The sequence below is a fragment of the Kaistia geumhonensis genome, from assembly GCF_030815145.1.
GTDB lineage: Bacteria > Pseudomonadota > Alphaproteobacteria > Rhizobiales > Kaistiaceae > Kaistia > Kaistia geumhonensis.
The window spans coordinates 2,192,770-2,217,433 of sequence record NZ_JAUSWJ010000001.1 but is presented as its reverse complement, the minus strand read 5'-3'; the positions used below and the strand labels follow the sequence as shown (position 1 = coordinate 2,217,433).

At 68.3% G+C, this 24,664-nt stretch carries 20 protein-coding genes; 15 read left to right on the top strand and 5 right to left on the bottom strand.

The annotated features are described in order from the left end of the window. Positions 1 to 68: 68 nt before the first annotated feature. Complete coding sequence (locus QO015_RS10505) at positions 69 to 2,240, bottom strand: primosomal protein N' (protein ID WP_266279564.1); 2,172 nt, start codon at positions 2,238 to 2,240, stop codon at positions 69 to 71. Positions 2,241 to 2,483: 243 nt separating this feature from the next. Here QO015_RS10505 and QO015_RS10500 point away from each other — a divergent pair, with 243 nt between their 5' ends. Further along, positions 2,484 to 4,949 carry a transglycosylase domain-containing protein gene (locus tag QO015_RS10500; protein ID WP_266279565.1) on the top strand — a complete coding sequence of 822 codons (2,466 nt, stop codon included), beginning with the start codon at positions 2,484 to 2,486 and terminating at the stop codon, positions 4,947 to 4,949. Between the two features lie 78 nt (positions 4,950 to 5,027). Further along, a complete protein-coding gene (locus QO015_RS10495; protein WP_266279566.1) occupies positions 5,028 to 5,645 on the top strand; it encodes a DnaJ domain-containing protein in 618 nt (205 codons plus the stop codon). A gap of 9 nt (positions 5,646 to 5,654) precedes the next feature. Here QO015_RS10495 and QO015_RS10490 read toward each other — a convergent pair whose 3' ends face one another. Then, positions 5,655 to 6,482: a sugar phosphate isomerase/epimerase family protein gene (locus tag QO015_RS10490; RefSeq protein ID WP_266279568.1), complete on the bottom strand. Its 828-nt coding sequence runs from the start codon at positions 6,480 to 6,482 to the stop codon at positions 5,655 to 5,657. A 91-nt stretch (positions 6,483 to 6,573) separates the two neighbouring features. Here QO015_RS10490 and QO015_RS10485 point away from each other — a divergent pair, with 91 nt between their 5' ends. After that, complete coding sequence (locus QO015_RS10485) at positions 6,574 to 7,440, top strand: NAD(P)-dependent oxidoreductase (RefSeq protein ID WP_266279569.1); 867 nt, start codon at positions 6,574 to 6,576, stop codon at positions 7,438 to 7,440. 151 nt (positions 7,441 to 7,591) lie between these two features. On the opposite strand, the gene QO015_RS10480 is transcribed toward QO015_RS10485, so the two are convergent. Next, on the bottom strand, positions 7,592 to 9,016 hold the full coding sequence (locus QO015_RS10480) for a mannose-1-phosphate guanylyltransferase/mannose-6-phosphate isomerase (protein ID WP_266279570.1): 1,425 nt from the start codon (positions 9,014 to 9,016) through the stop codon (positions 7,592 to 7,594). Positions 9,017 to 9,198: 182 nt separating this feature from the next. Between QO015_RS10480 and QO015_RS10475 the strand changes: the two genes are divergently transcribed. From QO015_RS10475 to QO015_RS10465, 3 genes are all read left to right on the top strand, one after another. Continuing rightward, positions 9,199 to 11,259: an ATP-dependent helicase gene (locus QO015_RS10475; protein WP_266279572.1), complete on the top strand. Its 2,061-nt coding sequence runs from the start codon at positions 9,199 to 9,201 to the stop codon at positions 11,257 to 11,259. An 86-nt stretch (positions 11,260 to 11,345) separates the two neighbouring features. Further along, complete coding sequence (gene denD / locus QO015_RS10470; RefSeq protein WP_266279573.1) at positions 11,346 to 12,329, top strand: D-erythronate dehydrogenase; 984 nt, start codon at positions 11,346 to 11,348, stop codon at positions 12,327 to 12,329. A gap of 13 nt (positions 12,330 to 12,342) precedes the next feature. After that, positions 12,343 to 13,119: a hydroxypyruvate isomerase family protein gene (locus tag QO015_RS10465; protein ID WP_266279575.1), complete on the top strand. Its 777-nt coding sequence runs from the start codon at positions 12,343 to 12,345 to the stop codon at positions 13,117 to 13,119. 203 nt (positions 13,120 to 13,322) lie between these two features. Here the strand turns inward: QO015_RS10465 and QO015_RS10460 are convergent, their stop codons facing one another. Next, positions 13,323 to 13,691, bottom strand: coding sequence for a VOC family protein (locus QO015_RS10460; RefSeq protein ID WP_266279576.1), 369 nt, complete (start codon positions 13,689 to 13,691; stop codon positions 13,323 to 13,325). Between the two features lie 71 nt (positions 13,692 to 13,762). Further along, a complete protein-coding gene (locus QO015_RS10455) occupies positions 13,763 to 14,452 on the bottom strand; it encodes a helix-turn-helix transcriptional regulator (protein WP_266279578.1) in 690 nt (229 codons plus the stop codon). Between the two features lie 128 nt (positions 14,453 to 14,580). Between QO015_RS10455 and QO015_RS10450 the strand changes: the two genes are divergently transcribed. From QO015_RS10450 to mdlC, 9 genes are all read left to right on the top strand, one after another. Then, entirely contained in the window at positions 14,581 to 15,597 is a 1,017-nt protein-coding gene (locus tag QO015_RS10450) for an aldo/keto reductase (RefSeq protein WP_266279580.1), read from the top strand. A gap of 6 nt (positions 15,598 to 15,603) precedes the next feature. Further along, positions 15,604 to 16,191 (top strand): TetR/AcrR family transcriptional regulator, encoded by a 588-nt coding sequence (locus QO015_RS10445; protein WP_266279581.1) that lies wholly within the window; start codon positions 15,604 to 15,606, stop codon positions 16,189 to 16,191. 147 nt (positions 16,192 to 16,338) lie between these two features. Further along, positions 16,339 to 17,691: an extracellular solute-binding protein gene (locus tag QO015_RS10440; protein WP_266279583.1), complete on the top strand. Its 1,353-nt coding sequence runs from the start codon at positions 16,339 to 16,341 to the stop codon at positions 17,689 to 17,691. A gap of 194 nt (positions 17,692 to 17,885) precedes the next feature. Continuing rightward, the gene (locus QO015_RS10435; protein ID WP_266279585.1) at positions 17,886 to 18,770 is read left to right on the top strand and encodes a carbohydrate ABC transporter permease; all 885 of its coding nucleotides are present in this window, start codon (positions 17,886 to 17,888) and stop codon (positions 18,768 to 18,770) included. 11 nt (positions 18,771 to 18,781) lie between these two features. After that, on the top strand, positions 18,782 to 19,696 hold the full coding sequence (locus tag QO015_RS10430) for an ABC transporter permease subunit (RefSeq protein WP_266279586.1): 915 nt from the start codon (positions 18,782 to 18,784) through the stop codon (positions 19,694 to 19,696). Positions 19,697 to 19,707: 11 nt separating this feature from the next. Beyond that, positions 19,708 to 20,820: a sn-glycerol-3-phosphate ABC transporter ATP-binding protein UgpC gene (gene ugpC, locus QO015_RS10425; RefSeq protein ID WP_266279588.1), complete on the top strand. Its 1,113-nt coding sequence runs from the start codon at positions 19,708 to 19,710 to the stop codon at positions 20,818 to 20,820. Positions 20,821 to 20,834: 14 nt separating this feature from the next. Next, positions 20,835 to 21,758, top strand: a complete 924-nt coding sequence (locus QO015_RS10420) for a sugar phosphate isomerase/epimerase family protein (RefSeq protein WP_266279589.1) — start codon at positions 20,835 to 20,837, stop codon at positions 21,756 to 21,758. 2 nt (positions 21,759 to 21,760) lie between these two features. Beyond that, positions 21,761 to 22,840 carry an endonuclease/exonuclease/phosphatase family protein gene (locus QO015_RS10415; RefSeq protein ID WP_266279590.1) on the top strand — a complete coding sequence of 360 codons (1,080 nt, stop codon included), beginning with the start codon at positions 21,761 to 21,763 and terminating at the stop codon, positions 22,838 to 22,840. Between the two features lie 17 nt (positions 22,841 to 22,857). Further along, the gene (mdlC, locus tag QO015_RS10410; protein ID WP_307289691.1) at positions 22,858 to 24,549 is read left to right on the top strand and encodes a benzoylformate decarboxylase; all 1,692 of its coding nucleotides are present in this window, start codon (positions 22,858 to 22,860) and stop codon (positions 24,547 to 24,549) included. The last annotated feature ends 115 nt before the right edge of the window (positions 24,550 to 24,664 follow it).

Genomic DNA, 24,664 nt, shown 5'->3' with positions numbered 1-24,664 from the left:
ATGCCGCACGGTCCGCAGATGGGCTAACCCGCCCGGCTCCACTTCGCAAGGCGACTCGGCGCCGGAGGCTAGAGGAAGCTGAGCGGATCGATGTCGATCTGCACCTTGACGCTGCCGCGCGGCGGCGGCGACGCGGCCAGCCAGCCGGCGATGAAACCTTGCAGGTCGAAGCCGCGCGGCGCCCGGACGAGCAGGCGGAAGCGGTGGCGGCCGCGCAGCACGGCGAGCGGCGCTTCCGAGGGCCCGAGCACCATCGCGACATCCTCGGGCGGCGCCATGCGGCGCAGCGCCTGGGCATGGGACATCGCGCTCGCCCGGTCTGCGGCCGAGACGATGAGGCCGGCGAGACGGCCGAAGGGCGGCAGGCCGGAGACGCGACGCGCCTCGATCTCGCGCTGGTAGAAGGCCTCGGAATCGCCCGACGCGATGGCGGCGATCACCGGATGATCCGGCGCATAGGTCTGCAGGAAGGCGCGGCTGTCGCCGCCGGCGCGGCCGGCGCGCCCCGTCACCTGCGCCAGCAGCTGGAAGGTGCGCTCGGCCGCGCGCGGATCGCCCTGCGCGAGGCCGAGATCGGCGTCGACCACGCCGACCAGCGCGAGGCCGGGGAAATTGTGGCCCTTGGCGACGAGCTGCGTTCCGATGACGATATCGACCGCTCCAGACCGGATCGCCTCGAGCTCGGCGCGCATCTGCTGCACGCCGCCCTGCATGTCGCTTGAGAGCACGATGGCCCGCGCGTCCGGGAAGCGGGCCGCGACCTCCTCGGCGATCCGCTCCACGCCGGGGCCGCAGGCGACGAGGCTGTCCTCGCTGGCGCAGATCGGGCAGTGGCTCGGCCGAGGCTCGGAATGTCCGCAATGGTGGCAGACGAGCTGGCCGCGGAAGCGATGCTCGACCAGCCAGCTCGAGCAGTTGGGGCACTGGAAGCGGTGGCCGCAGGTTCGACAGAGCGTCAAGGGCGCATAGCCGCGGCGGTTGAGGAAGAGCAGCGACTGCGAACCGGCGGCGAGCGTCTCCTCCATCGCCTTGACGAGCACCGGCGACAGGAAGCGGCCGCGCTCGGGCGGGTCGGTCCGAAGGTCGATGGCACGGATCTCGGGCAGCTTCGCGGCGCGGAAGCGCGCCGGCAGATGCAGGCGGCGATAGCGGCCCTGGTCGGCGTTGACGCGGCTCTCGATCGAAGGCGTCGCCGAGGCGAGGACGACCGGGAAGGCGCCGAGATTGCCGCGCACCACGGCCATGTCACGGGCATGATAGGTCACGCCCTCGTCCTGCTTGTAGGCTGCGTCGTGCTCTTCGTCGACGATGACGAGCCCGAGCTCCCGAAAGGGCAGGAAGAGCGCGGAGCGGGCGCCGACGACCGCCCGGACGGTGCCGTCCGCGACGCCCCGCCAGACGCGTTCGCGCCCGCGCTGCGGCAGCTCCGAATGCCATTCCGCCGGCCGGGCGCCGAAGCGGCGGGCGAAGCGGTCGAGGAAGTCGCCGGTGAGGGCGATCTCGGGCAGAAGGATCAGGGCCTGACGACCGCGGCGGAGCGCTTCCGCCACCGCTTCGAAATAGACCTCGGTCTTGCCCGATCCGGTGACGCCATCGATGAGCGCCACCTCGTAGCTGCCGGCATCAACCATGGCGCGCAGCGCCTCGGCCGCCTCGATCTGGCCGGTGCCGAGCTCCGGCCGCGCGTGGTCGGGGTCCGGCAGGGCCGCGACGGGCGGCGGCGCGATCGTCGCCTCGACCAGCGTGCCTTGCGCGACCAGCCCCGCGATCACCGCCGGGGAGACGCCGAGCGCGGAGGAAAGCCCGGTTTTCGGCAGCGGCTGGCCGTCGGCCATGCGGCCGAGCACCGTCTCGCGCGCCGGCGTCAGCCGGGCGGGGACGGTCCCCGAGAAACGCAGCGCGGCGATGGCCCGCTCGGGCAGGAGCGCCTCCGGCGCCCGCAGCACCATGCGCAGGATCATGCCGCGCGGCGTCATGGTGTAGCGGGCGACCCAGTCGACAAAGCGCCGCAGGCTCTCCTCGATCGGCGGCGCGTCATAGCGATGTGCGACCGGCCTCAGGCGGTTGTGGCCGACGCTGCCGTCCGGCGGATCGTCCCAGACCGCGCCGAGCATCTCGCGCGGCCCGAGCGGCACGCGGACGATGTCGCCGGGCGCCAGGGTCAGGCCATGCGGAACGCGATAGGTATAGGGCCCCTCCACGGCGAGCGGCAGCAGGATGGAGACGGTATCGGCTTGCACGGGCGGTCCTTTCGGCGCGCCGAAGATGGGACAGCGGATCGGCGAAGGGAAGTCCGTCCGTCGGGCTCGTCACACGCGTCTCGCCACGCGCGTGTCGGGCGGCATTCTTAACAGATCGACTACATGCTTCGGCTATTCTGGGGCCGATTGCCGCCTGTCCCGCGAAATCGCCGCATTCCGCGGTCATGTCGCGGGGCGAGGACAAACACGCTGGACCTCCGACGAAAAGGACCCGCTGCCCGCATGGCGAGACCGACTCCCCGCCGCGACCGGATCGAACCGGTCCTCGACCGGCCCCGCGACGAGGCCGAGGACGGCTCCGCGATTCGCGTCGGCGAGGAAGACCGCGCCGTATTCGGGCGAGCCGGCGGCGGTGGCCGCTCCCGGCGGGCCCGCGATGCCGAGGACGTGGATTTCGTCGATATCGACGCCGAGAACGACCGCCCGCGCAGCCGCCGGGCGCGCGCTTCCGATCGCCGCCGCGAGGCGCGGGAGCGCCGTCGGCAGGGTGGCTCCGGCGTCTTCCGGTTTTTCCGCGCGACGGTCAAATGGGGTATCATCCTCGCCGTCTGGGGCTCGATCGCGCTGGTCGGCGGCGTCGTCTACTATGCGAGCCAGCTGCCGTCCTCGACCGACTGGTCGGTGCTGCCGAAGCGGCCGCCGAATATCAAGATCCTCGCCAATGACGGATCGCTGATCGCCAATCGAGGCGATACCGGCGGCGAGTTCGTGCGCATCGACGAACTGCCGCCCTATCTTCCGCAAGCGGTGGTCGCGATCGAGGACCGCCGATTCTACGATCATTTCGGCGTCGATCCCTACGGTCTCGTCCGCGCGGCCTATGTGAACGCGCGGGCCGGCAGCGTGGTGCAGGGCGGCTCGACCGTCACGCAGCAGCTCGCCAAGAACCTCTTCCTGAAGCCCGACCGCACGTTCCAGCGCAAGCTGCAGGAAGCGATGATGGCCGTCTGGCTGGAGCTCAAATACTCCAAGAGCCAGATCATGGAGGCCTATCTGAACCGCGTCTATCTCGGCGCCGGCGCCTATGGTGTCGATGCTGCCTCGCGCCGCTATTTCGGCAAGTCGGCACGCGAGATCTCGCTGAAGGAAGCCGCGATCCTCGCCGCGCTGCTGAAGGCGCCGTCGCGCTATGCCCCGACCAGCGATCCCGAAGCGGCCAACCAGCGCGCCGATCTCGTCCTTTCCGCCATGCGCGAGGAGGGCTTCATCACGGCCGACCAGGAGAAGCAGGCCGTGGCGGTCGTGGTCGAGCCGCAGAGCCAGGGCGCGGGCAGTGGCGCCTACTATGTCGCCGACTGGGTCGCCGATGTCGTGCCCGATGTGGTCGGTGCGCTCGACCAGGACGTGATCGTCGAGACGACGATCGACTCCCATCTCGAAGATGCCGCGGCGCGCGCCGTGACAGAGACTCTCGACAAGAACGGCAAGAAATACGGCGTCAGCCAGGGCGCGCTTGTCGCGATCGACGGCACCGGCGCTGTCCGCGCCATGGTCGGCGGCCGCGATTACGAGAAGAGCCAGTTCAACCGCGCGGTCGAGGCGAAGCGCCAGCCGGGCTCCGCCTTCAAGCCCTTCGTCTACCTGACGGCGCTCGAATTCGGTCTGACGCCGGAGACGGTGCGCATCGACGAGCCGACCCGGATCGGCAAATGGGAGCCGAAGAACTACGAGAAGACCTATCGCGGCCCGGTGACCCTGCAGACGGCGCTGGCTCTCTCGATCAACACCGTGGCGGTCCAGCTGGCCAACGAGGTCGGCCCGGCCGGCGTCGTCGCGACGGCACACCGGCTCGGCATCAAGTCCGACCTCCAGCCCAACCCTTCGATTGCGCTCGGCACGTCAGAGGTGAACCTGCTCGAGCTGACCGACTCCTACGTGCCCTTCGCCAATGGCGGCTACGCGGTGGCGCCCTATGTCATCGCCAGCGTGAAGGCGGTCGATGGCAAGGTCCTCTACCAGCGTCCGCATGCCGACGCGGTGCAGGTCATCGACCCGACCTATGTCGGCATGATGAACTCGATGCTGTCCGACACGCTGGCGCGCGGCACCGGCCGCAAGGCGGCGATCGCCGGCTGGCCGGCCGCCGGCAAGACCGGGACCACCAACGATTCCCGCGATGCCTGGTTCGTCGGCTACACCGCCAATCTCACGGCCGGCGTCTGGCTCGGCAATGACGATTTCAAGCCCACCAAGCGCATGACCGGCGGTTCGCTGCCTGCCGAGATCTGGAACCGCTTCATGATCGAGGCGCATCAGGGCGTCGCGGTGGCCAATCTTCCGGGCGACTACACGTTCCGCGATCCCGCGAGGTTCCAGGCCGACGCAGCGCCGCCGCAGACGGTGGGCGGCGAATCGAACGGCGCGCTGGAGGACGCCGGTCCGCCGCCGCCCGGCGGCCTCGTCGATCCGGCAGGCGATCTCACCGGCAGCACCCGGCCGTCCGACTATGCCGCGGTCACGGATCCCGAGCGCGGGGCGGCGTCGCTTCCGCCGCCCGAGGCCGATCCCGGCTATGCCGCCAACGGCTATCCGCCGAGCGCGCGCGAGACCTATGGCGGCGAGGACTATGGCCAGGGCTACGACCCGGGTCCCGTGCCGCCCGCGGCGGTCGGCCAGTCGGACTCGCCCCCGCCCGGCACCGTCATCCATCGCGAGCCCGGATTCCTCGGGCGGCTGTTCGGCGGCTGAGCGCGACTTTACGGGATGCCCTTTCCTGCGGCATGACTGCTGCCGGATGACGGGCGGCGGAAACAGCGGGAACGGCGGGTGGCCGAGAAGAAGAGCCTCTACAGCGAGTTGTCGGTCGCGTCCGACGCAGGCGCGAGCGAGATCGACAAGGCCTATCGGCGACGGGCGCGCCAGGCGCATCCCGATGTCGGCGGCAATGCCGAGGCTTTCCACCGCCTCGCCCATGCCTATGCCGTCCTGTCCGATCCCGAGCGGCGTTCCGCCTACGACGCGGCGGGCTACGAGGGCGAGATCGACGCCGCGGCGCTCTCGGGCCGCGCCATGGACCATATCCACGAACTCGTCGCCTCGGTTCTCGACAGCGACATCCCGTTCGAGAGCGTCGATCTCGTGGCCGCCATCCGCGATACGCTGGTCAAGCAGCGCACCGAGATCGCCGGTGCCGTTCGGCGCATGGAGACGCAGGCCCGCCGCGCCGAGGCGATGGCCCACCGCTTTCGAAGGACGAAGGGCGACAATTTCATCCGCGCGACGCTGGAGCGCCGCGCCGGCGAGGCGCGGCAGAACGCCGAGAAGACACGCTACGAGGAAGTCGTCTTCGCGAGGGCTATCGTGCTCCTCGCCGATTACAGCTTCGAGCATCAGCCGGAAGAGCAGCCCGATCCCGCCCGCCGGGCCGTTGCCGCTCGCGGATGATCCGACCGGTCAGGCGAAACGGCCGCGGATGAAGTCGCGCTCGATGGCGAGATGGCCGAGTTCGTCCGGGTCGGGCCCGTCATAGATCAGCGTGTAGGGGCCGTGGAATCCGGCCTCCGTCGCGGCATCGAGGCAGGCGCCGTAGTCGGCATCGTCGAGCGCGCCCGAAGAAAAGTCGCCCTTGGCATGGCAGCAGACCGCGCGCGGGAAGATCGCGCGCAGATCGGCATATTTGGTCGGCCCGTCCCAGTTGCCGAAATCGCCATTGAGGCCGACGGGACCGTCGATCTGCCGGAAGAGCGCGTCGACATCGGCCGGAGTCGCGAGGAGATCGAACCAGTTTTCCGTGACGATCTCGACGCCCCGCGAGGCACCGTGCCGGCCGAGGCGCGAGAGGCCGGCGGCGCTCAGAGCCAGTGCTTCCTGCGTCGGTTTCGACTTGCCGGCGATGACGCGCGCCTTCTCCGCGCCGAGGATCGCCGCCGTATCGATCCAGCGCTCGATCCAGGCGAGGTCGCGCTCGGCCGTCTCGGGATTGGAGATGTCGCCATATTCGATCAGCAGCGTCTGGAGCGTCACGCCGCTTGCCGCCAGCGCGGCGCTGAGTTCGCCGAGATAGGCCGGATTGCGGGTCCTGATGTGGAAGGAGCAGATCTCGACGCGGTCGATGCCGAGGGAGGCGACGGCCGCGGGGAATTCGAGCAGCGTCATCGAGCCCTTGCCCCATGTCTCCTCGGCTTTCGGCTCGACGTCATTGTCCGGCCGGTTGTACCAGGCGAGCCCCAGCGCGCGATGCAGGCTCCAGCTTGAAACGGCGAGCGGCGGTTGCTGCGGCATCGGCCTTCCTCCCTTGAAACGATTTCAGAGTCTAGAAGATGCCGTCTGTCGCGGCTACCCTCGCGCCCTCTGGAAATCTGGGAGCAAGGCAATGGCAAAGGTGGCGTTTCTCGGTCTTGGCGTCATGGGCTATCCGATGGCGCGCCATCTCGCGGCCAAGGGCCATGACGTGACCGTCTATAATCGGACCGCTGCGAAGGCGGAATCCTTCGTCACGGCCCATGGCGGACGGATGGCGGCGACGCCGGCGCTCGCGGCCGAAGGCCAGGAGATCGTCTTCTGCTGCGTCGGCAATGACGACGATCTGCGCGCCGTGACCATCGGCTCCGTAGGCGCGTTCGGCGCCATGGCGGCCGGGACCGTCTTCGTCGATCACACGACCGCTTCGGCCGATGTCGCGCGTGAGCTCGACGCGGCGGCGCGCGAGCGCGGCTTCGGCTTCGTCGACGCCCCCGTCTCGGGCGGGCAGGCCGGCGCCGAGAACGGCGTTCTGACAGTGATGTGCGGCGGCGATCAGGCGGATTTCGACAAGGCCGAGCCGGTCATCAGTGCCTATGCGAGGGCGTGCCGTCTGCTCGGCCCGTCCGGCGCCGGACAGCTCGCCAAGATGATGAACCAGATCTGCATCGCCGGCGTCGTGCAGGGCCTCGCCGAGGCGCTGCATTTCGGAAAGCGCGCCGGCCTGGATGTGGAGGCCGTGATCGAGGTGATCTCCAAGGGCGCCGCGCAGTCGTGGCAGATGGAGAACCGCTACAAGACGATGAATGCCGGCTCGTTCGACTTCGGCTTCGCGGTCGACTGGATGCGCAAGGATCTCGGCATCTGTCTCGACGAGGCGCGGCGGAACGGCGCGAAGCTGCCGGTGACGGCGCTGGTCGACCAGTTCTATGGCGATGTCCAGGCCATGGGCGGCAATCGCTGGGACACGTCGAGCCTCATCGCCCGCCTGGAGAAGTGAGGGGGGAGGTTCCAGCCTCACCAGCCGTCATGGCCGCGCTCGTCGTGGCCATCCGCGCCTTCATCGACGAGCCCAAAACAATCGTGCCCGGGCAGAGCCCGGGCACGACGGCATCATGATGTTCGAGCGCTTCCGCGCGCGAGTGCTCTTCTCACACGCGGGCGTATTTGTCTTCGAGGCGGACGATGTCGTCCTCGCCAAGATAGGAGCCGGTCTGGACCTCGATCAGCTCGAGCGGGATCTTGCCGGGATTGGCGACGCGGTGGATCGAGCCGATCGGCAGATAGGTCGATTCGTTCTCGTTCACCGTGTAGACCTTGTCGCCCAGCGTCACCTCGGCGGTACCCTTGACGATCACCCAGTGCTCGGCGCGGTGGTGATGCTTCTGCAGCGACAGGATCGCGCCGGGGTCGACGACGATCTTCTTCACATGGAAGCGCTCGCCGCGGCAGATCGTCTGGTAGGTGCCCCAGGGGCGGTGGATCTTGATGTGCTCGTTGGCCTCGTTGCGCTTCTCGGCCTTGAGGCCGGCGACGAGATGCTTCACGTCCTGGCTGCGGTCGGTCGGCATCACGAGAATGGCGTCGTCCGAGGCGATGACCGTGAAACCGTCGAGGCCGATGCCGGTGACGAGCGGGCCTTCGGAATGGACGAAGGCGTTGCGGCTGTCGAGCAGCGAGACCGGGCCGAAGGTGACATTGCCCTCTTCGCTCGGCGTGCCGAGTTCGCGCACCGCATCCCAGCTGCCGATGTCGGACCAGGCGAAGCGGCCTTCGACGACGGCGGCCTTGTCGGTGCGCTCGAGCACCGCGTAGTCGATCGACTTGGCCGGTGTCGCCAGGAAGGCGCCCTTGCCGAGCCGGATGAAGCCGAGGTCCTCGGTGGCGGTCGCAACCGCTTCGGCCGCCCCGGCGGCGATCTCGGGCTCGAACTTCTCCGCCTCGGCGATCATCAGCGCGGCGGGGAAGATGAAATTGCCGGAATTCCAGAGATAGCCCTCGGCGAGATAGCCCTCGGCCGTCTCGCGGTTCGGCTTCTCGACGAAACGCTCGACCTTGAACGAGCCGGGAACGCCGAGCGGCGCGCCGGGCCGGATATAGCCGTAGCTGGTGCGCGGCTCCGTCGGCGTGATGCCGAAGGTGACGATATAGCCTTCCTCGGCGACGGTGGCCGCCGTCAGGCAGGCGCTGCGGAAGGTCTTGGCGTCGGGCACGAGGTGATCGGCGGCGAGCGCCAGCACGAGGCAGTCGTCGCCATAGCGCTGCTGCGCGATGCGGGCGGCGACGATCATCGCAGCGGCGGAATCGCGACGGGCCGGCTCCAGAACGACGGTCGCCTCGACGCCGACTTCGGCCGCCTGGCGGCGCGCGAAGAAGCGGAAATCATCGCTGGTCACGACAATCGGGTCGGTCACGCCGCTGCTCTTCTCGGGCAGGCGCAGCAGCGTCTCCTGATAGAAGGTCTTCGGCGATCCGAGACCGAGGAACTGCTTTGGCAGGCTGTCGCGGGAGATGGGCCAAAGCCGGGTTCCCGAACCACCAGCGAGAATAACGGGAACGATCTTCGAACCGGTCATCAACGATCCTCTGGGCAAAGTGCGCTGCGGCATAACATGCTGCACTGCCGCGTGCCATGGTTCAATGGTGGCACGGCGCTCGTTTCCTTTCAACGGATGGCGCCGCCATTGCGAACAAAACGCGAATTGTGCTGCAATCGTAGCGCCCCGGCCGCGCCGATTCGACTAGAAGCTGAAGAGACATGAGCGCCGACCCCCTCGCGCGGCTGAATGACGACCAGCGCCGCGCCGCCGAGCACGGCATCACGGCCGGCAGCCAGGGGCCGCTGCTGATCGTCGCCGGCGCCGGGTCGGGCAAGACGAACACGCTCGCCCATCGCGTCGCGCATCTGATCCGCAACGGCGCCGATCCCGGCCGCATCCTGATGCTGACCTTCTCGCGCCGCGCCGCAACGGAAATGGCGCGTCGCGTGGAGCGGATCGCCGCGGCCAGCTTCGGCGAGCGCGCCGAGGCGCTGGCCGGCGCGCTGCTCTGGTCGGGAACCTTCCATGCCGTCGGCGCCCGGCTCCTGCGCGAATACGCATCCTGGATCGGCCTCGACCCGGCCTTCACCATCCACGACCGCGAGGATTCGGCCGACCTCATGAACCTCTCGCGGCACGAGCTCGGCTTCTCGAAGAAGGAGAGCCGCTTTCCGCAGAAAGGCACCTGCCTCGCCGTCTATTCGCGTGTCGTGAATGCCGAGATGCCGCTCGAGACGGCGCTGATCGAGGTCTTCCCGTGGTGCGCCATGTGGAAGGACGAACTGGCGGCGCTGTTCGCGGCCTATGTCGAGGCCAAGCAGCGGCAGAACGTGCTCGATTACGACGACCTGCTGCTCTATCTCGCCCACGCCATGGCGGAACCGGCGATCGCCGAGAGCGTCGCGTCGCGGTTCGACCATGTGCTGGTCGACGAGTTCCAGGACACCAACCGCCTGCAGGCCTCGATCCTCTATCGCCTGAAGCCGCGCGGCGACGGGCTCACCGTCGTCGGCGACGACGCGCAGTCGATCTACTCCTTCCGCGCCGCCGAGCTGCGCAACATCCTCGATTTTCCCAAGGCCTTTGATCCGCCGGCCACCATCGTGACGCTCGCGCGCAACTACCGCTCGACGGCGCCGATCCTCGCTGCGGCCAATGCCGTGATCGGGCTGGCGCAGGAGCGCTTTACCAAAGACCTCTGGACCGATCGCGCGGGTGGCGAGCCGCCGACGCTCGTTGCCGTCCGCGACGAGACGGACCAGGCGCGCTATGTCGTCGAGCGCGTCCTCGCTGCCCGCGAATACGGAACGGCGCTGAAGGCGCAGGCGGTGCTCTTCCGCGCCTCGCATCACAGCGGTCCGCTGGAGGTCGAACTGACCCGCCGCAACATCCCCTTCGTGAAGTTCGGCGGGCTCAAGTTCCTCGACGCGGCACATGTCAAGGATCTGCTGGCGCTGCTGCGCTTTGCCGAGAATCCGCGCGACCGCGTCGCCGCCTTCCGCGCCGTGCAGCTCGTCGAGGGCGTCGGCCCCGGCACGGCCGGCCGCCTTCTCGACGAACTGGCTGCCGTCGCCGATCCCGCGGCCGCGCTCGCCGCTTTTGCCCCGCCGGCCCGCGCCCGCGAGGACTGGACGGCCTTTGCGACCCTGATGGCGGCGCTCGCCACGCGCAGCATCGGCTGGCCCGGCGAGCTCGCCGCGCTCAGCGCCTGGTACGAGCCGCGGCTCGAGCGGCGATACGAGGATGCCGCCGTGCGGGCTCTCGATCTCGGCCAGCTCGCCGCCATCGCCGCCACCTTCCCGACGCGCGAGCGCTTCCTCACCGAACTGACGCTCGATCCGCCCGATGCGACCTCGGACGAGTCCGGCGTTCCGCTGCTCGACGAGGACTACCTGATCCTCTCCACCATCCATTCCGCCAAGGGCCAGGAGTGGAGCCAGGTCTTCCTGCTCAACGCGGTCGACGGTTGCATCCCTTCCGATCTCGGCACCGGCTCCTCCGCCGAGATCGAGGAGGAGCGGCGGCTGCTCTATGTTGCGATGACGCGCGCCAAGGAAGACCTGCATCTCATGGTACCGCAGCGCTTCTTCGTGCATGGCCAGCCGCGCGGCGGCGACCGGCATGTCTATGCCGCGCGCACCCGCTTCATCCCGCCGGCGCTGCTGCCCCACTTCCGCCAGCGTGCCTGGCCGCCGCCGGAGGCAATCGTGGCCGGCCGGATGGAACGGCCTGCGGCGCCGGTCGATCTCGCCGCGCGCATGCGGGGCCTCTGGCGCTGACAGCCGCGGCCGGTTGTGTTGCCGCTTGCATGCGGCCGCCCAGTCGTATTGAACCGATATCAAGAACCGACGGGAGGGACGAGACGATGCATGTGCTGATCCTGGGGGCTGCCGGCATGGTCGGCCGCAAGCTGACCGCGGCGCTGGTGGCCGATGGCGGGCTGGGCGAACGCGCCCTGGAGCGCCTGACGCTGGTCGATGTCGTCGAGCCGCCCCAGCCGGAGGGCTTCGCGGGCGCTGTCGAACGCCGCGCCGCCGACATCTCCGAGCCGGGCGTCGCCGCGTCGCTGGTCGCGGCTCGGCCGGATGTCGTCTTCCATCTCGCCGCGATCGTCTCGGGGGAGGCCGAGGCCGATTTCGACAAGGGCTACCGCATCAATCTCGACGGTACCCGCTATCTCTTCGACGCGATCCGCCTCGTTGGCGACGGCTATGCGCCGCGCGTCGTCTTCACCTCGTCGATCGCCGTGTTCGGCGCGCCCTTCCCGGACAAGATCCCCGACGACTATTTCACCACGCCGCTGACAAGCTACGGCACGCAGAAGGCGATCGGCGAACTGCTTCTTTCCGACTACACCCGGCGCGGCTTCTTCGACGGTGTCGCCATCCGCCTGCCGACGATCTGCGTGCGCCCGGGTAAGCCGAACAAGGCGGCGTCGGGCTTCTTCTCAAACATCATCCGCGAGCCGCTCGCCGGCCACGAGGCCGTGCTGCCGGTCTCCGAGAACGTGCGCCACTGGTTCGCCTCGCCGCGCGCCGCCGTCGGCTTCCTGAAGCATGCCGCGACGCTCGAGGGCGGCCGCATCGGGCCGCGCCGCGCCATCTCGCTGCCGGGCCTTTCCTGCACGGTCGGCGACGAGATCGAGGCGCTCCGCCGCATCGCCGGCGAAAAGGTCGTCGCCCGCATTCGCCGAGAGAGCGATCCGACCATCGAGCGCATCGTTGCCGGCTGGCCGACCGATTTCGACGTCCGCCGGGCCGCCGAGCTCGGTTTTGTCGCCGAGTTGCGGTTCGACGAGATCATCGAGGCTCATATCGAGGACGAACTCGGCGGCCGCTTCGTCGCCTGACAGGGGAGGGGACATGCTGCGCTTTTCCGCCAATCTCGGCTTTCTCTGGGCCGAGCTGCCGCTCGCCGGACGCATCGCCGCCGCCGGCCGCGCCGGATTTTCCGCAGTCGAGATGCACTGGCCCTATGATGTGCCGGCCGAGAGCGTCGCGGCTGCTGCTGCCGAGGCGGGCGTCGTCGTCACCGGCGTCAACACCGTCCGCGGCAATGTCGCGGCCGGCGAGTTCGGGCTCGGCGCGCTGCCGGGCCGCGAGGGCGAATTCGAGGCTTCGGTCGCAGAGGCTGTCGCTTTCTGCCGGGCGACCGGCGCGACCTCGATCCACGCGATGGCGGGCGTCATCGACGACACGCCGGCGAGCCGCACTACCTTCATCGCCAATCTGCGGCGGGCGGCCGACGAAGCGGCGCGGGACGGCGTGACGCTGCTGCTCGAGGCGATCAATCCGCGCGACAAGCCCGGCTATTTCTACAGCCGCGTCGACGAGGCCGCCGAGATCGCCGAGGCGGTCGGCCTCGACAATGTCCGCCTTCTCTTCGATGTCTACCATGTCGGTGTCGCCACCGGCGACGTGCTGACGCGGCTGCGCCGGTTCTTCCCGCTGATCGGCCATGTCCAGATCGCCGCCGTACCCAGCCGCGCCGAACCGGACGAAGGCGAGATCGCCTATCCGGCGATATTCACGGCTCTGGAAGAACTCGGCTATCGCGGTTGGGTCGGCTGCGAATACAAGCCGCGCGGCGATACCACAGAGGGCCTCGTCTGGACGGAGCGCCTCGGCGTCAGCCTCTAGAGAGCGAAAGAGGATATCTGCGTGGACTGGAGGGCGACGGCAGGAATACGTCTGCGGGCGTGACGGAGACGTCGCAATCCGTGCGGTGGTACAGTGTTTGACAGTCTCATTACTTGTCGCCAACTCCGGAGGAGGTTGTATGCAATCCTGTCGGATTGCATACAATTCGGTGGATCAGGCTGGGTGAAGGGTTCTTCGCGCGGTCAGGCGTCGAAGAGGCAGACCCTGAGGCGGTGACCGTCCGGATCGAGCGCGACGAAGGTCGGCCCGAAATCCATCGTGGTGAGCGGCTGCGCGATCGGAAGTCCGCGGCTCGTCCAGTCGGCAAGCCTTGCCTCGATCTCGGCCGGCGTCTTCAGCATGAAGGCGACCTCACCTTCGGCGCCGCCGGCAGCCGCCGGGGGCTGGACGCTGGAGCGGGTCCAGAGGCCGAGCGACATGCCGTCGGTCAGCGTGAAGGACGAGAAATTCGGCGCCGCGACGTCGGGCTCGCGCTCCAACAAATCGCGATAAAAAGCGGTGCTTTTCGAACAATTTTCAACATAGAGAATGATCAGATTGGCAGCGGCCATGACGGCGTTCCCTTCGGGTTGCGGACGGGACGAACCTAGGCGAGGGTGCTGCCAGTTTCTGTCAGCATGGTTCAGCCATGGCCTGCCGCCTCCGGCCTTGCGCGCCAGTCCTTGAGTAGCGCCGCACGGCGACGGGGATAGCGCGCCCCGACGCTCGCCAGCGTCGCGATCCGGTCGGTGCGGAAATGACGGAAGTCCTCGCGCAATTCGCACCAGGCGACGAGCACCCGCACCTTCTCGAAGAAGCCGAGGGCGAAGGGCCAGACGACGCGGTCGGTGACGGTGCCGGCGGCGTCGGCATAGCCGATCGCGACCTTCTGCTCGGAGCGGATGGCGGCGCGGATCGATGCGAGGTCGACCTGGTGCACGGGCGGCTTCAGCGGCGCCACGATCAGGGTCGACGCCTCGAGGTCGGTCCTGAGATCGTCGGGAAGAACAGCGGCGATTCGGGTCAGCGCGTGCTGTGCCGCGCGCTGGAGCGGCGGATCGCCCTGCGCGCCGACCAGCCGCATGCCGAGCACCAGCGCCTCGATCTCCTCATGCGAGAACATCAGCGGCGGCAGGAGGAAGCCCGGCTTCAGCACATAGCCAAGCCCCGGCTCGCCCTCGATGTCCGCGCCCTGGCCCTTCAGAGTCGCGATGTCGCGGTAGAGCGTCCGGAGGCTGACGCCGAGCGCCTCGGCAAGCGCGGCGCCGCTCACCGGCATCCGGTGCCGGCGCAGTTCCTGGATGAGATCGAGCAACCGTTCCGAACGCGCCATAGCAGCCTCCACGGTTCAGTCTGCCACAGACCTGGCGAGGTCGCGCAGCCTTAGAAGTCGCAATGACAGATATTGAAATATGTTACTTGATGATGCATAACGGCGTGCAGCCATCAAGGAGGCCAATCATGCAGATGCGCAAGCTCGGCGCCGCCGGACCGCTTGTCTCTCCCATCGGGCTCGGCACCATGGGCATGTCGGGCGCCTATGGCCCGGCCGATCGCGGCGAGAGCATCGCCACCATCCATGCAGCGGTCGAGGCGGGGATCACGCTCGTCGACACCGGCGATTTCTATGACATGGGCCACAACGAGATGCTGGTCGCCGAGGCGCTTGCCGGCGGCCGCCGCGACAAGGTCCTGCTCAGCGTCAAGTTCGGCGCGATGCGGGGGCCGGACGGCAGCTGGCTCGGCTTCGACGCGCGCCCGGCCGCGGTCAAGACCGCGCTCGCCTACACGCTGAAGCGGCTCGGCACCGATCATGTCGACATCTACCGTCCGGCGCGGCTCGATCCCGCCGTGCCGATCGAGGACACGGTCGGCGCCATGGCCGACATGGTGAGGGCCGGCTATGTCCGCCATGTCGGTCTCTCCGAAGTGGGCGCCGATACCATCCGCCGCGCCGCCGCCGTCCATCCCATCGCCGACCTCCAGATCGAATATTCGCTGATCTCGCGCACCATCGAGCGCGGCATCCTGGCGACGACCCGCGAGCTCGGGATCGGCATCACCGCCTATGGCGTCTTGGCACGTGGGCTGATCTCCGGCCACTGGAGGCGCGAGAGCGGCGCGGATGGGACCGACTTCCGCCGGTTCTCGCCGCGCTTCCAGGGCGACAATCTCGACCGCAACCTTGCCCTCGTCGAGGCGCTCCGCGCGATCGCCGAGGCGCGCGGCGTCACGGTGGCCCAGATCGCGATCGCATGGGTGCTCGCGCGCGGCGAGGACATCGTTCCGGTGATCGGTGCGCGTCGGCGGGACCGGCTCGCCGAGACGCTGGGCGCGCTCGACATCGCCCTCACGGCGCACGACCTCGCGGCAATCGAGGCGGCGGTCCCGGCTGGCGCCGCAGCCGGAGAGCGCTATGCTGCCGCACAGATGGCGCATCTCGACAGCGAGAAGGACCGGTACGGCGCCCATGGTTGAGTGAGAATGGCCGAACATGACGCGCTGACGCGCGAACGGATTCTCGAAGCGGCAGAGGACGTGCTCCGCCGCTTCGGCCCCCAGAAGGCGAATGTCGTCGACGTGGCGCGCGCGCTCGGCGTCAGCCATGGCAGCGTCTACCGGCATTTCGCCTCCAAGGCCGACCTGCGCGAGGCTGTCGTGCGCCGCTGGCTGGAGGGCGTCTCGGCGCCGCTGAAGGCGATCGTCGCCGAAGAGGGGCCTGCGCCGCAGCGGCTGAAGCGCTGGCTGGACGCGCTCGTGACGACGAAGCGCAGCAAGCGCGTCTCGCCCGACAAGGAACTCTTCGCCGCCTATCGCGCGCTCTTCGACGAGAGCGGGATAGCGATCGAGACCCATGTCGGGGAACTCGCCCGGCAGGCGGCCGCCATCATCGAGGACGGCATCGCGCGGGGCGAGTTCCGCCCGGTCGACCCGGACGAGACGGCGCGCGCCCTTCTCGACGCGACCACGCGCTTCCACAACCCAGCCCATGCTGAGGAATGGTCGGATCCCGGCATCGACGCCAGCTATGAAGCCGTCTGGCGTCTGGTCGTCGCCGGCCTCACCGTCTGAGGGTCCGCGAAGCGTGTCGTTAGCCAGCAAATAGTAAGCCGTCCTGTCATGTAAACTTCATTACTAACCGCGGCCTCGATCGGTTAAGCGGGGTGCCGTCGCGCCGGCCTGCGGCGCTCCACCCCGAATTTCCGTGAGGCTTCTTCCATGCACGCCAAATTCCTCGGCGCCGCCGGCATGCTCGCGATCTCCGCGCTGCTGGCCGGCCCGGCCATGGCCGAGACGACGAAGATCGACTTCTGGTTCGGCAATACCGGCGACATCGCCAAGCGCGTCCAGGAGCAGTGCGACCGCTTCAACAAGTCCCAGTCGGACTACGAGGTCGTGTGCACCTCGCAGGGCTCCTACGACGCCTCGCTGCAGAACACCATCGCCGCGTTCCGCGCCGGCAAGCAGCCGACCATCGCCCAGGTCTCGGACGCGGGCACGCTCGACATCATGCTGTCCGGCGCTTTCTATCCGGCCAACAAGCTGATGGCCGACATGGGCTACAACGTCGACTGGAACGACTATTTCTCGGGCATCAAGTCGTACTACGCGACCTCGAAGGGCGACATGTATTCGTTCCCCTTCAATTCCTCGACGCCGCTGCTCTACTGGAACAAGGACGCCTTCGCCAAGATCGGTAAGGACCATGCGCCGGCGACCTGGGAAGAGGCGGCCGAGGACTTCAAGGCGCTGAAGGCCGCCGGCTATGCCTGCCCGCTCGGCTTCAACATCTCGCGCGACGAGATCTGGCAGTATGGCGAGCAGTTCATGGCCGTGCATGGCGAGCCGATCGCCACAAAGCGCAACGGCTATGAGGGCCTCGATGCCGAGCTCGTCTTCAACAAGGGCCTCTGGGTCAAGTACATCAAGGACCTGAAGGGCTGGTACGACAACGGCGAGGCCGTTCTGAAGTCCAAGGAGACCGGCCAGACCTTCGTCGAGGCCTTCGCGGCGGGCGACTGCCAGGTCATCCTGACCTCGGTCGGCGACCACGGCAATATCGGCCGCACCGCCAAGCCGGGCATGAACTGGGGCGTCGCGATGCTCCCGGTCTATGCCGGCACCGAGCGCAAGCACTCCTTCGTCGGCGGCGCCTCGCTCTGGGTGCTCTCCGGCAAGTCGGACGCGGAATACAAGGGCGCGGCCGCCTTCTTCAACTTCATCGCCAAGCCTGAAGAGGCTCTGGAGTGGTCGACGGTGACCGGCTACATCCCGGTCCGCAACTCCGGCTACGACTATCTGGTCAAGGAAGGCTTCTACGAGAAGGCTCCCTATGCCGGCCGCGAGCTGGCGATCAAGAGCCTGACCGCCTCGCCGGCCGATGATGCCAAGTCCTATCCGGGCATCCGCCTCGGCGGCCTCCTGCAGATCCGCCAGGAAATGGCGAACGGCCTGCAGGCGATCTTCATCAACAATGCCGATGTCCAGACCTCGCTCGACGAGGCCGCGGCCCGCGGCAACCAGATCCTCCGCCGCTTCGAGCAGACCTACAAGGGCAAGCAGCTGCCCTGAGGCTGACACGCACGGAACGACCCCTGCCGGCTTCTCCGGCAGGGGTTCTTCACTTCTCCGAAGGGTTGGGCCGCAGGTCCCGGTGAGGGGCGTGGCCTTTCCGGATGGTCCGAAAGCCCTCGCCCGCCGGCACCGCCGCCGACCTCTCCCTCGCGGAGACGCGAAGGCTCGCGGGGCGGCATCGATCGAGAACCATGGAAAAGCGCGCCACCTTCTCCTCGACGACCATCGGCCTCCTTTTCGTGGCGCCGATGCTGTTGCTGATCTTCGTCTTCTTCTACTGGCCGAGCGGGCAGGCGCTCTATTGGGCCTTCACGCTGGAGCAGCCCTGGGGCGGCGGCAACCAGTGGGTGGGCTTCCAGAATTTCCAGCAGCTGCTCGCCGATCCGGTCTACTGGAACTCGGTCGTCCGCAGCCTCGTCTTCGCGCTCGCCTCTACCGTCATCGCCATGGGGCTCGCCCTCGTCCTGGCGCTCTTCACCGATCGCGAGCTGCGCTTTCACCGCGCCTATCGCTCGGTCCTCGTCTGGCCCTATGCCATCGCCGCGCCGGCGCTGGGGCTCGCATTCCGCTTCATCCTCGCGCCCGAGGCGGGGCTTCTCTCGGTGATCAACCACCTGTCGCCCGGCCTCTGGAATCCGGCGCTCGACGGCACCGATGCGATGATCGCGATCGTCATCGCCTTCTCGTGGAAATATATCGGCTACAACTTCATCTTCTTCCTCTCGGCGCTCGCTTCCATCCCCCGCTCGCTGACAGAGGCCGCGGCGATGGACGGCGCCGGCCCGGCGCGCCGCATCCTCGACATCCAGCTGCCGCTGCTGACGCCGACCCTGTTCTTCCTGCTCGTGATCAACATCACCGAGAGCTTCCAGGACTCCTTCGGCATCGTCGACATCATGACCCAGGGCGGGCCGGCGCGGGCGACCGAGCTCATGGTCTACAAGATCTATTTCGACGGCTTCAAAGGCCTCGACTATTCCGGCGCCGCAGCGCAGTCGATCATCCTGATGCTGCTCGTCATCCTGCTCACCGTCGTGCAGTTCCGCTTCATCGAGCGGCGCGTGCACTACAAGTAAGGAGGCGCGGCATGGTCGAGCGCACCCCGGTCTTCGACGCCATCTGCCAGGCGATCCTGTTCCTCGGGCTCCTGATCGCGCTGGTGCCCTTCGCCATCGTGATCATCGCCGCGACGCACGATATCCGCACGGTGAACACGGTCCCGATGCCGCTGGTGCCGGGCCGCGATCTCTTCGCCAATCTCGCCGAGGCGTGGCAGCGCGCCGATCTCGGCGTGAAGCTGTTCAATTCGGTGCTGTTCGCCACGGCCGTCGCCTGCGGCAAGGTCATCCTCTCGGCGATGGCGGCCTTCTCCATCGTCTATTTCCGCTTTCCCGGCCGATCGGCGCTGTTCTGGGCGATCTTCGTCACGCTGATGCTGCCGCTCGAGGTCCGCATTGTCCCGACCTATGCGGTCGCGGCCAACGCGCTGGCGCCCTTCCAGGCGATCCTCGACACGACGGGCATCACCTGGCTCGTGCAGAGGGTGTCGGGGATCGAGGTGAAGCTGGAATGGGGGCTGCTCAACTCCTATCCCGGCCTCATCCTGCCGCTCGTCGCGACCGCGACCGGTACCTTCCTCTACCGGCAGTTCTACCTGACCATCCCCGACGAACTCGCCGAGGCGGCCAAGATGGATGGCTCCGGCCCGGTCCGCTTCTTCGTCGACATGCTGCTGCCGCTGTCGCGCCCGAACATGATCGCGCTCTTCACCATCATGTTCGTCTGGTCGTGGAACCAGTATCTGTGGCCGCTGCTCGTCACGACCGATCCGAAGTTCGGCATCGCCGTCACCGAGCTGCGGGCGCTGATCCCGTCCGAATTCGGCCTGCCCGACTGGAATGTCGCGATGGCCGGCACGCTCATCATCATGCTGCCGCCGCTGATCGTCGTGATCCTGATGCAGCGCTGGTTCGTGCGCGGCCTGATCTCAACCGAGAAGTGAGGAGCCCGACCATGGCCTCGATCGTCATCCGCGGCGTCCGCAAGTCCTACCAGAAGAACGCCGTCGTCCACGGCGTCGACCTCGACATTGCCTCGGGGGAGTTCATCGTCATTCTCGGCCCGTCGGGCTGCGGCAAGTCCACGCTACTGCGCATGGTGGCCGGGCTCGAGGAGATCAGCCAGGGCGAGATCGTCATCGACGGCAACGTCGTGAACAGGCTGGAGCCGCGCGAGCGCGGCTGCGCCATGGTCTTCCAGAACTACGCCCTCTATCCGCACATGACGGTCGCGGAGAACATCGGCTACGCGCTGAAGGTCGCCGGCGTGCCGAAGGCGGAACGGGCGGCGCGGGTCGCCGCCACGGCCAAGATCGTCAATCTCGAGGCCTTCCTCGACCGCCGGCCGGCGGCGCTCTCCGGCGGCCAGCGGCAGCGCGTCGCCATGGCCCGCGCCATCGTGCGCGAGCCGAAGGTGTTCCTGTTCGACGAGCCGCTCAGCAATCTCGACGCGAAGCTCCGTGTCGCCATGCGGGCGGAGATCCGCCGCCTGCATCGCCGCCTCGGCGCCACCTCGATCTTCGTCACGCATGACCAGGTCGAGGCGATGACGCTCGGCGACCGTCTCGTCGTCATGAATGCCGGCCGCATCGAGCAGGTCGGCTCGCCCTCCGAGGTCTATCGCCGCCCCGCCAGCCGCTTCGTCGCGAGCTTCGTCGGCTCGCCGGCGATGAACCTCATGGAAGGCAGGATCGATCGGCAGGGCGCCTTCGTCTATGACGCGCAGCGCAGCATCCCGGTCCCCTTCGCGCTGGAACGCCGCCTGGTCGGCCACGACGTCACGCTCGGCATCCGCGCCGAGGCGGCCCGTCTCGTCGCGCCGGAGACGCCGGGCGCCCTGCCGGCGACCGTCGATTTCGTCGAGGAACTCGGTGCCGGCCGCGTCGTGCATACCGATCTCGATGGCCTCTCCTTCGCCGTGGCCGTCAGCGAGCCGGTCGCGCTCGAGCCGGGCACGGCCGTCGGCATCGCCGTCGATCCCGCCGACATCCACCTTTTCGACGCCCGCTCCGGCATTCGTCTCGAAGGCGACATGAGCCCGGCGCAGGCTTCCGCCAGCCAGAACTGAGGGAGAGTCCCGCCATGACCGCACCGCTGCCCATCTCGCATGTCGGCTTTTCGACCAGCCCCGGTCGCGGCGATCTCGCGAGCCTCGAGGCATCGATCGCCGCGATTGTCGATCTCGGCGCCGATGTCGTCGAGCTCGGCCTGTTCGGCGAGGACCTGATCTCCGGCGGCCGCATCATCGAGGGTCGGGCGAAGCGCTTCGCCGAGATCTGCGGCAAGTTCGACATCCGCTACACGGTGCACGGCCTGATCGTGTCCAACTTCATGGACGAGGCGCATCTCGCCTATCAGAAGGCCGCGGTCGGGGCGATGATCGAGCTCTGCGACCGGATCGGCGCCGACACGCTGGTCCATCATTCGGGCCAGGCCAGGAACGGATCGCGGCCGCAGCTGCGCCATCACGACCTGGTGGAGCGCGCGGCGCTGGCCGAGATGGCGGTGGTCGCCGCCCGGCATGGCATCCGCATCGCGCTCGAGAACATCTTCGCCGTGTCCGACGCCGAATATCGCCAGCTGCCGTCCGAGGTCGCCGCCACCGTCCGCTCGGTCGGCAGCCCGCATCTCGTCGGGCTCATCGATTTCAGCCATGCCTATATCGAGGCGACGCGGACCGGCGCCGATCTTCGCCACGAGATCATGGCCATGGCGCCGGTGAGCGGCCATCTCCATCTCCATGACAGCTTCGGCCGGCCCTACACGATGGACAAGTTCTACTACCAGAGCGAGGCCATCGCGCTCGGCATCGGCGATCTGCATCTGCCGCTCGGCTGGGGCGACCTGCCGTTCGAGGCGCTGTTCGACGAGATCGAGGTCATGCCCGGAACCGCGCTCATCATGGAGATCGGCGAGCGCTTCGCTGCCGAGCGCGCCGAGTCCCTGGAACGGGCCCGCGCCCTCGCGGCCCGCGTCAACGCCCGTCACGCCGCCGCGGCCGCCTGACCATGTCCTTCGCGAAGCGGCTCGGCGGTTCCCTCTTCCCGCATGTCGTCACCTCGGCGGTTCCGGCCCTGCCGAAGCCGCCGGCGACACTGTTCGAGGAGGCCGAGAGGGCCGAGCTTACGCGTGCCGAGCATGATCGCCTGGCGCTCGACCTGCCGGCCTTCAACGCGCTGGAGGTGAAGGGCGCGCCGGCGGTGACGCCGCCGGGGCCAGTGCTGCGGATCGCGGCCTGGAACGCGGAGCGGCTGAAGCATCGCGCCGCCTCGGCGGCGCTCGTCGCGGCGACCGCGGCCGATGTGCTGCTGCTCACCGAGACCGATTGCGGCATGGCCCGCTCCGGCAACCGCCACACCGCCGCCGATCTCGCCGCCGACTGCGGCATGGGCTACGCCTATGGCGTCGAGTTCGTCGAACTCGGCCTTGGCGACGATCGCGAGCGGCGCTGGCATCGCGGCGAGAGCAATCGCACCGGCTTCCACGGCAATGCGCTGCTCTCGCGCCTCCCGATCGAGGACGCGGCGCTGATCCGCCTCGACGACGGCGCGGTGTGGTGGCTGGACGCGCCCAAGGGGCAGCGCCGGCTCGGCTGGCGCATGGCGATCGCGGCGCGGCTCGCGGCGGCTTCCGGCCCGTTCCTCGCCGTCAGCGTGCATCTCGAGAGCAAATCCGATCCCGCCGATCGCGCCCGCCAGGTCGCGCGGCTGCTCGCTAGCGTGGACCGGCTCGCGGACGGGCTCCCCGTCGTGATCGGCGGCGATTTCAACACCAAGGCGCTCGACGCCGATGCCGCGCTCTGGTGGGACGATCCGGCGGCGCATGAGCCGCTGTTCGCGGCGATGGCGGCGTCGGGCTTCGACTGGCGGGGATCGAACACGCGGGACGTCACGATGCGCACGCTTCCCGACGGCAAGCCGCAGCCGCCCTTCCACAGGCTCGACTGGCTGTTCACCCGCGGCCTTTCCGTGCGCGGTCCGGCGACCGTCCCGGCCGTGGACGAGGCCGGCGCCGCGATTTCGGATCACGATCTGATCGCGATGCGTGTGTCCCTGGATGAATCCGCGGGCGATTTTGCATCGCGTTAACCCGTGCCGCGCGAAGAATGAAGTTCGTTCGCCAAACTTCCAGTTCTTTGCAGTTTTCGCCGGGTGGAGCCGCTATGTCGACCGTTCGTTCAGTGACGCACGATCTGTTGCGCCGATTGGGATTGACCACTTTCTTCGGGAATCCCGGGTCGACCGAGGAGACTTTCCTCAAGGATTTCCCTGCGGACTTCACCTATCATCTTGCGCTTCAGGAGGCGTCCGCCATCGCGATCGCCGACGGCTATGCGCAGGCGACGGGCAAGCCGGCGATCGTCAATGTCCACACGGCCGCCGGCCTCGGCAACGCGATGGGCAACCTGATCACCGCGTTTCTCAACAAGACGCCGCTCATCGTCACGGCCGGGCAGCAGACCCGCGAGATGCTGCTGATGGAGCCGTGGCTCACCAATGTCGACGCGACCATGCTGCCGCGCCCCTGGGTGAAATGGGCCTATGAGCCGGCGCGGCCGGAGGATGTCCCGGCGGCCCTGATGCGCGCCTACGCGACCGCCGTGCAGGCGCCGGCCGGGCCGGTCTTCCTCTCGCTGCCGCTCGACGACTGGGACAAGCCGCTGTCCGGCGAAGCGCTGCTGCGCACGGTCGGCCACCGCGTCGCGCCGGACATGGAGCGGCTGAAATCCTTCGCCGATATCCTTTCCGCCGCCTCCGCGCCGGCCCTGATCTTCGGTGCCGCCATCGACCGCGGCAATGGCTGGCCGGCGGCGGTCGCGCTCGCCGAGAAGCTCGGCGCCGCGGTCTATGCCGCGCCCGCCAGCGAGCGGACGCCGTTCCCGGAGGATCACCCGCTCTATGTCGGGGGCCTGCCCTTCGCCATCGGTCCGCTCGCGGATCGCCTCAAGGGGCATGACGTCGCCATCGTCATCGGCGCGCCGGTCTTCCGCTATTATCCCTATGTCGCCGGCGGCTATCTTCCGGCCGGTCTGACCCTGCTTCACATCAGCGACGATCCCGCCGAGACGTCCCGTGCCCCGGTCGGCGACAGCCTTGTCGCCGATGCGGTGCTCGCGACCGCGGCGCTCGTCGATCTCGTCGAGAAGAAGGAGCGGCCGGCGCGGACCATCGCTCCGCTGGCGCAGCGCATGGCGCCGCATCCCGCCCGCCATCCCGATGCCGCGCCGGGCGGGAAGGACGGCGTGCCCATGGCAGCCGACGTCTTCGCGGCGCTCGCGGAGATCCGGCCCGATCATGCCGTGCTGGTCGAGGAGACGCCGTCCAATCTCGCCGACCTGCATCGCTGGTGGCCGATCACGGAGCCGGCGAGCTTCTTCACCTTCGCCAGCGGCGGCCTCGGCTGGAGCCTTCCGGCCTCGGTCGGCATCGCGCTGGGCGAGCGCGACACCGGGCGCAAGCGTCCGGTGCTGATGATCGTCGGCGACGGCTCGTTCCAGTATTCGCTGCAGGCGCTGTGGACGGCGGTGCAGAACGATCTGCCCATGGTGTTCATCGTGTTGCGCAACGGCGAATACGGCATCCTGAAATCCTTCGCCGTCCTCGAGGAGACGCCGGGCGTCCCCGGCCTCGATATCCCCGGCATCGACATCGTCAGTCTCGCGCGTGGCTATGGCTGCGACGCGGAGCGGATTTCGGATCTCGAAGCCCTGAAGGCGCGGGTCACCGCAGGCTTTGCCGGCAATCGGCCGGTGGTGATCGAGGTGCCGATCTCGCCCGATATCCCGCCGCTCATCTGACCCTCCCTCAAGGGATAATCCCAGCGACGGCGAAATGCGTTTCGCCGTCGATTGACTCTTTCCCCTCCCGGAGTCGTTATAGAACAAAACAGGAACACTCTTGCATGGCGACGGG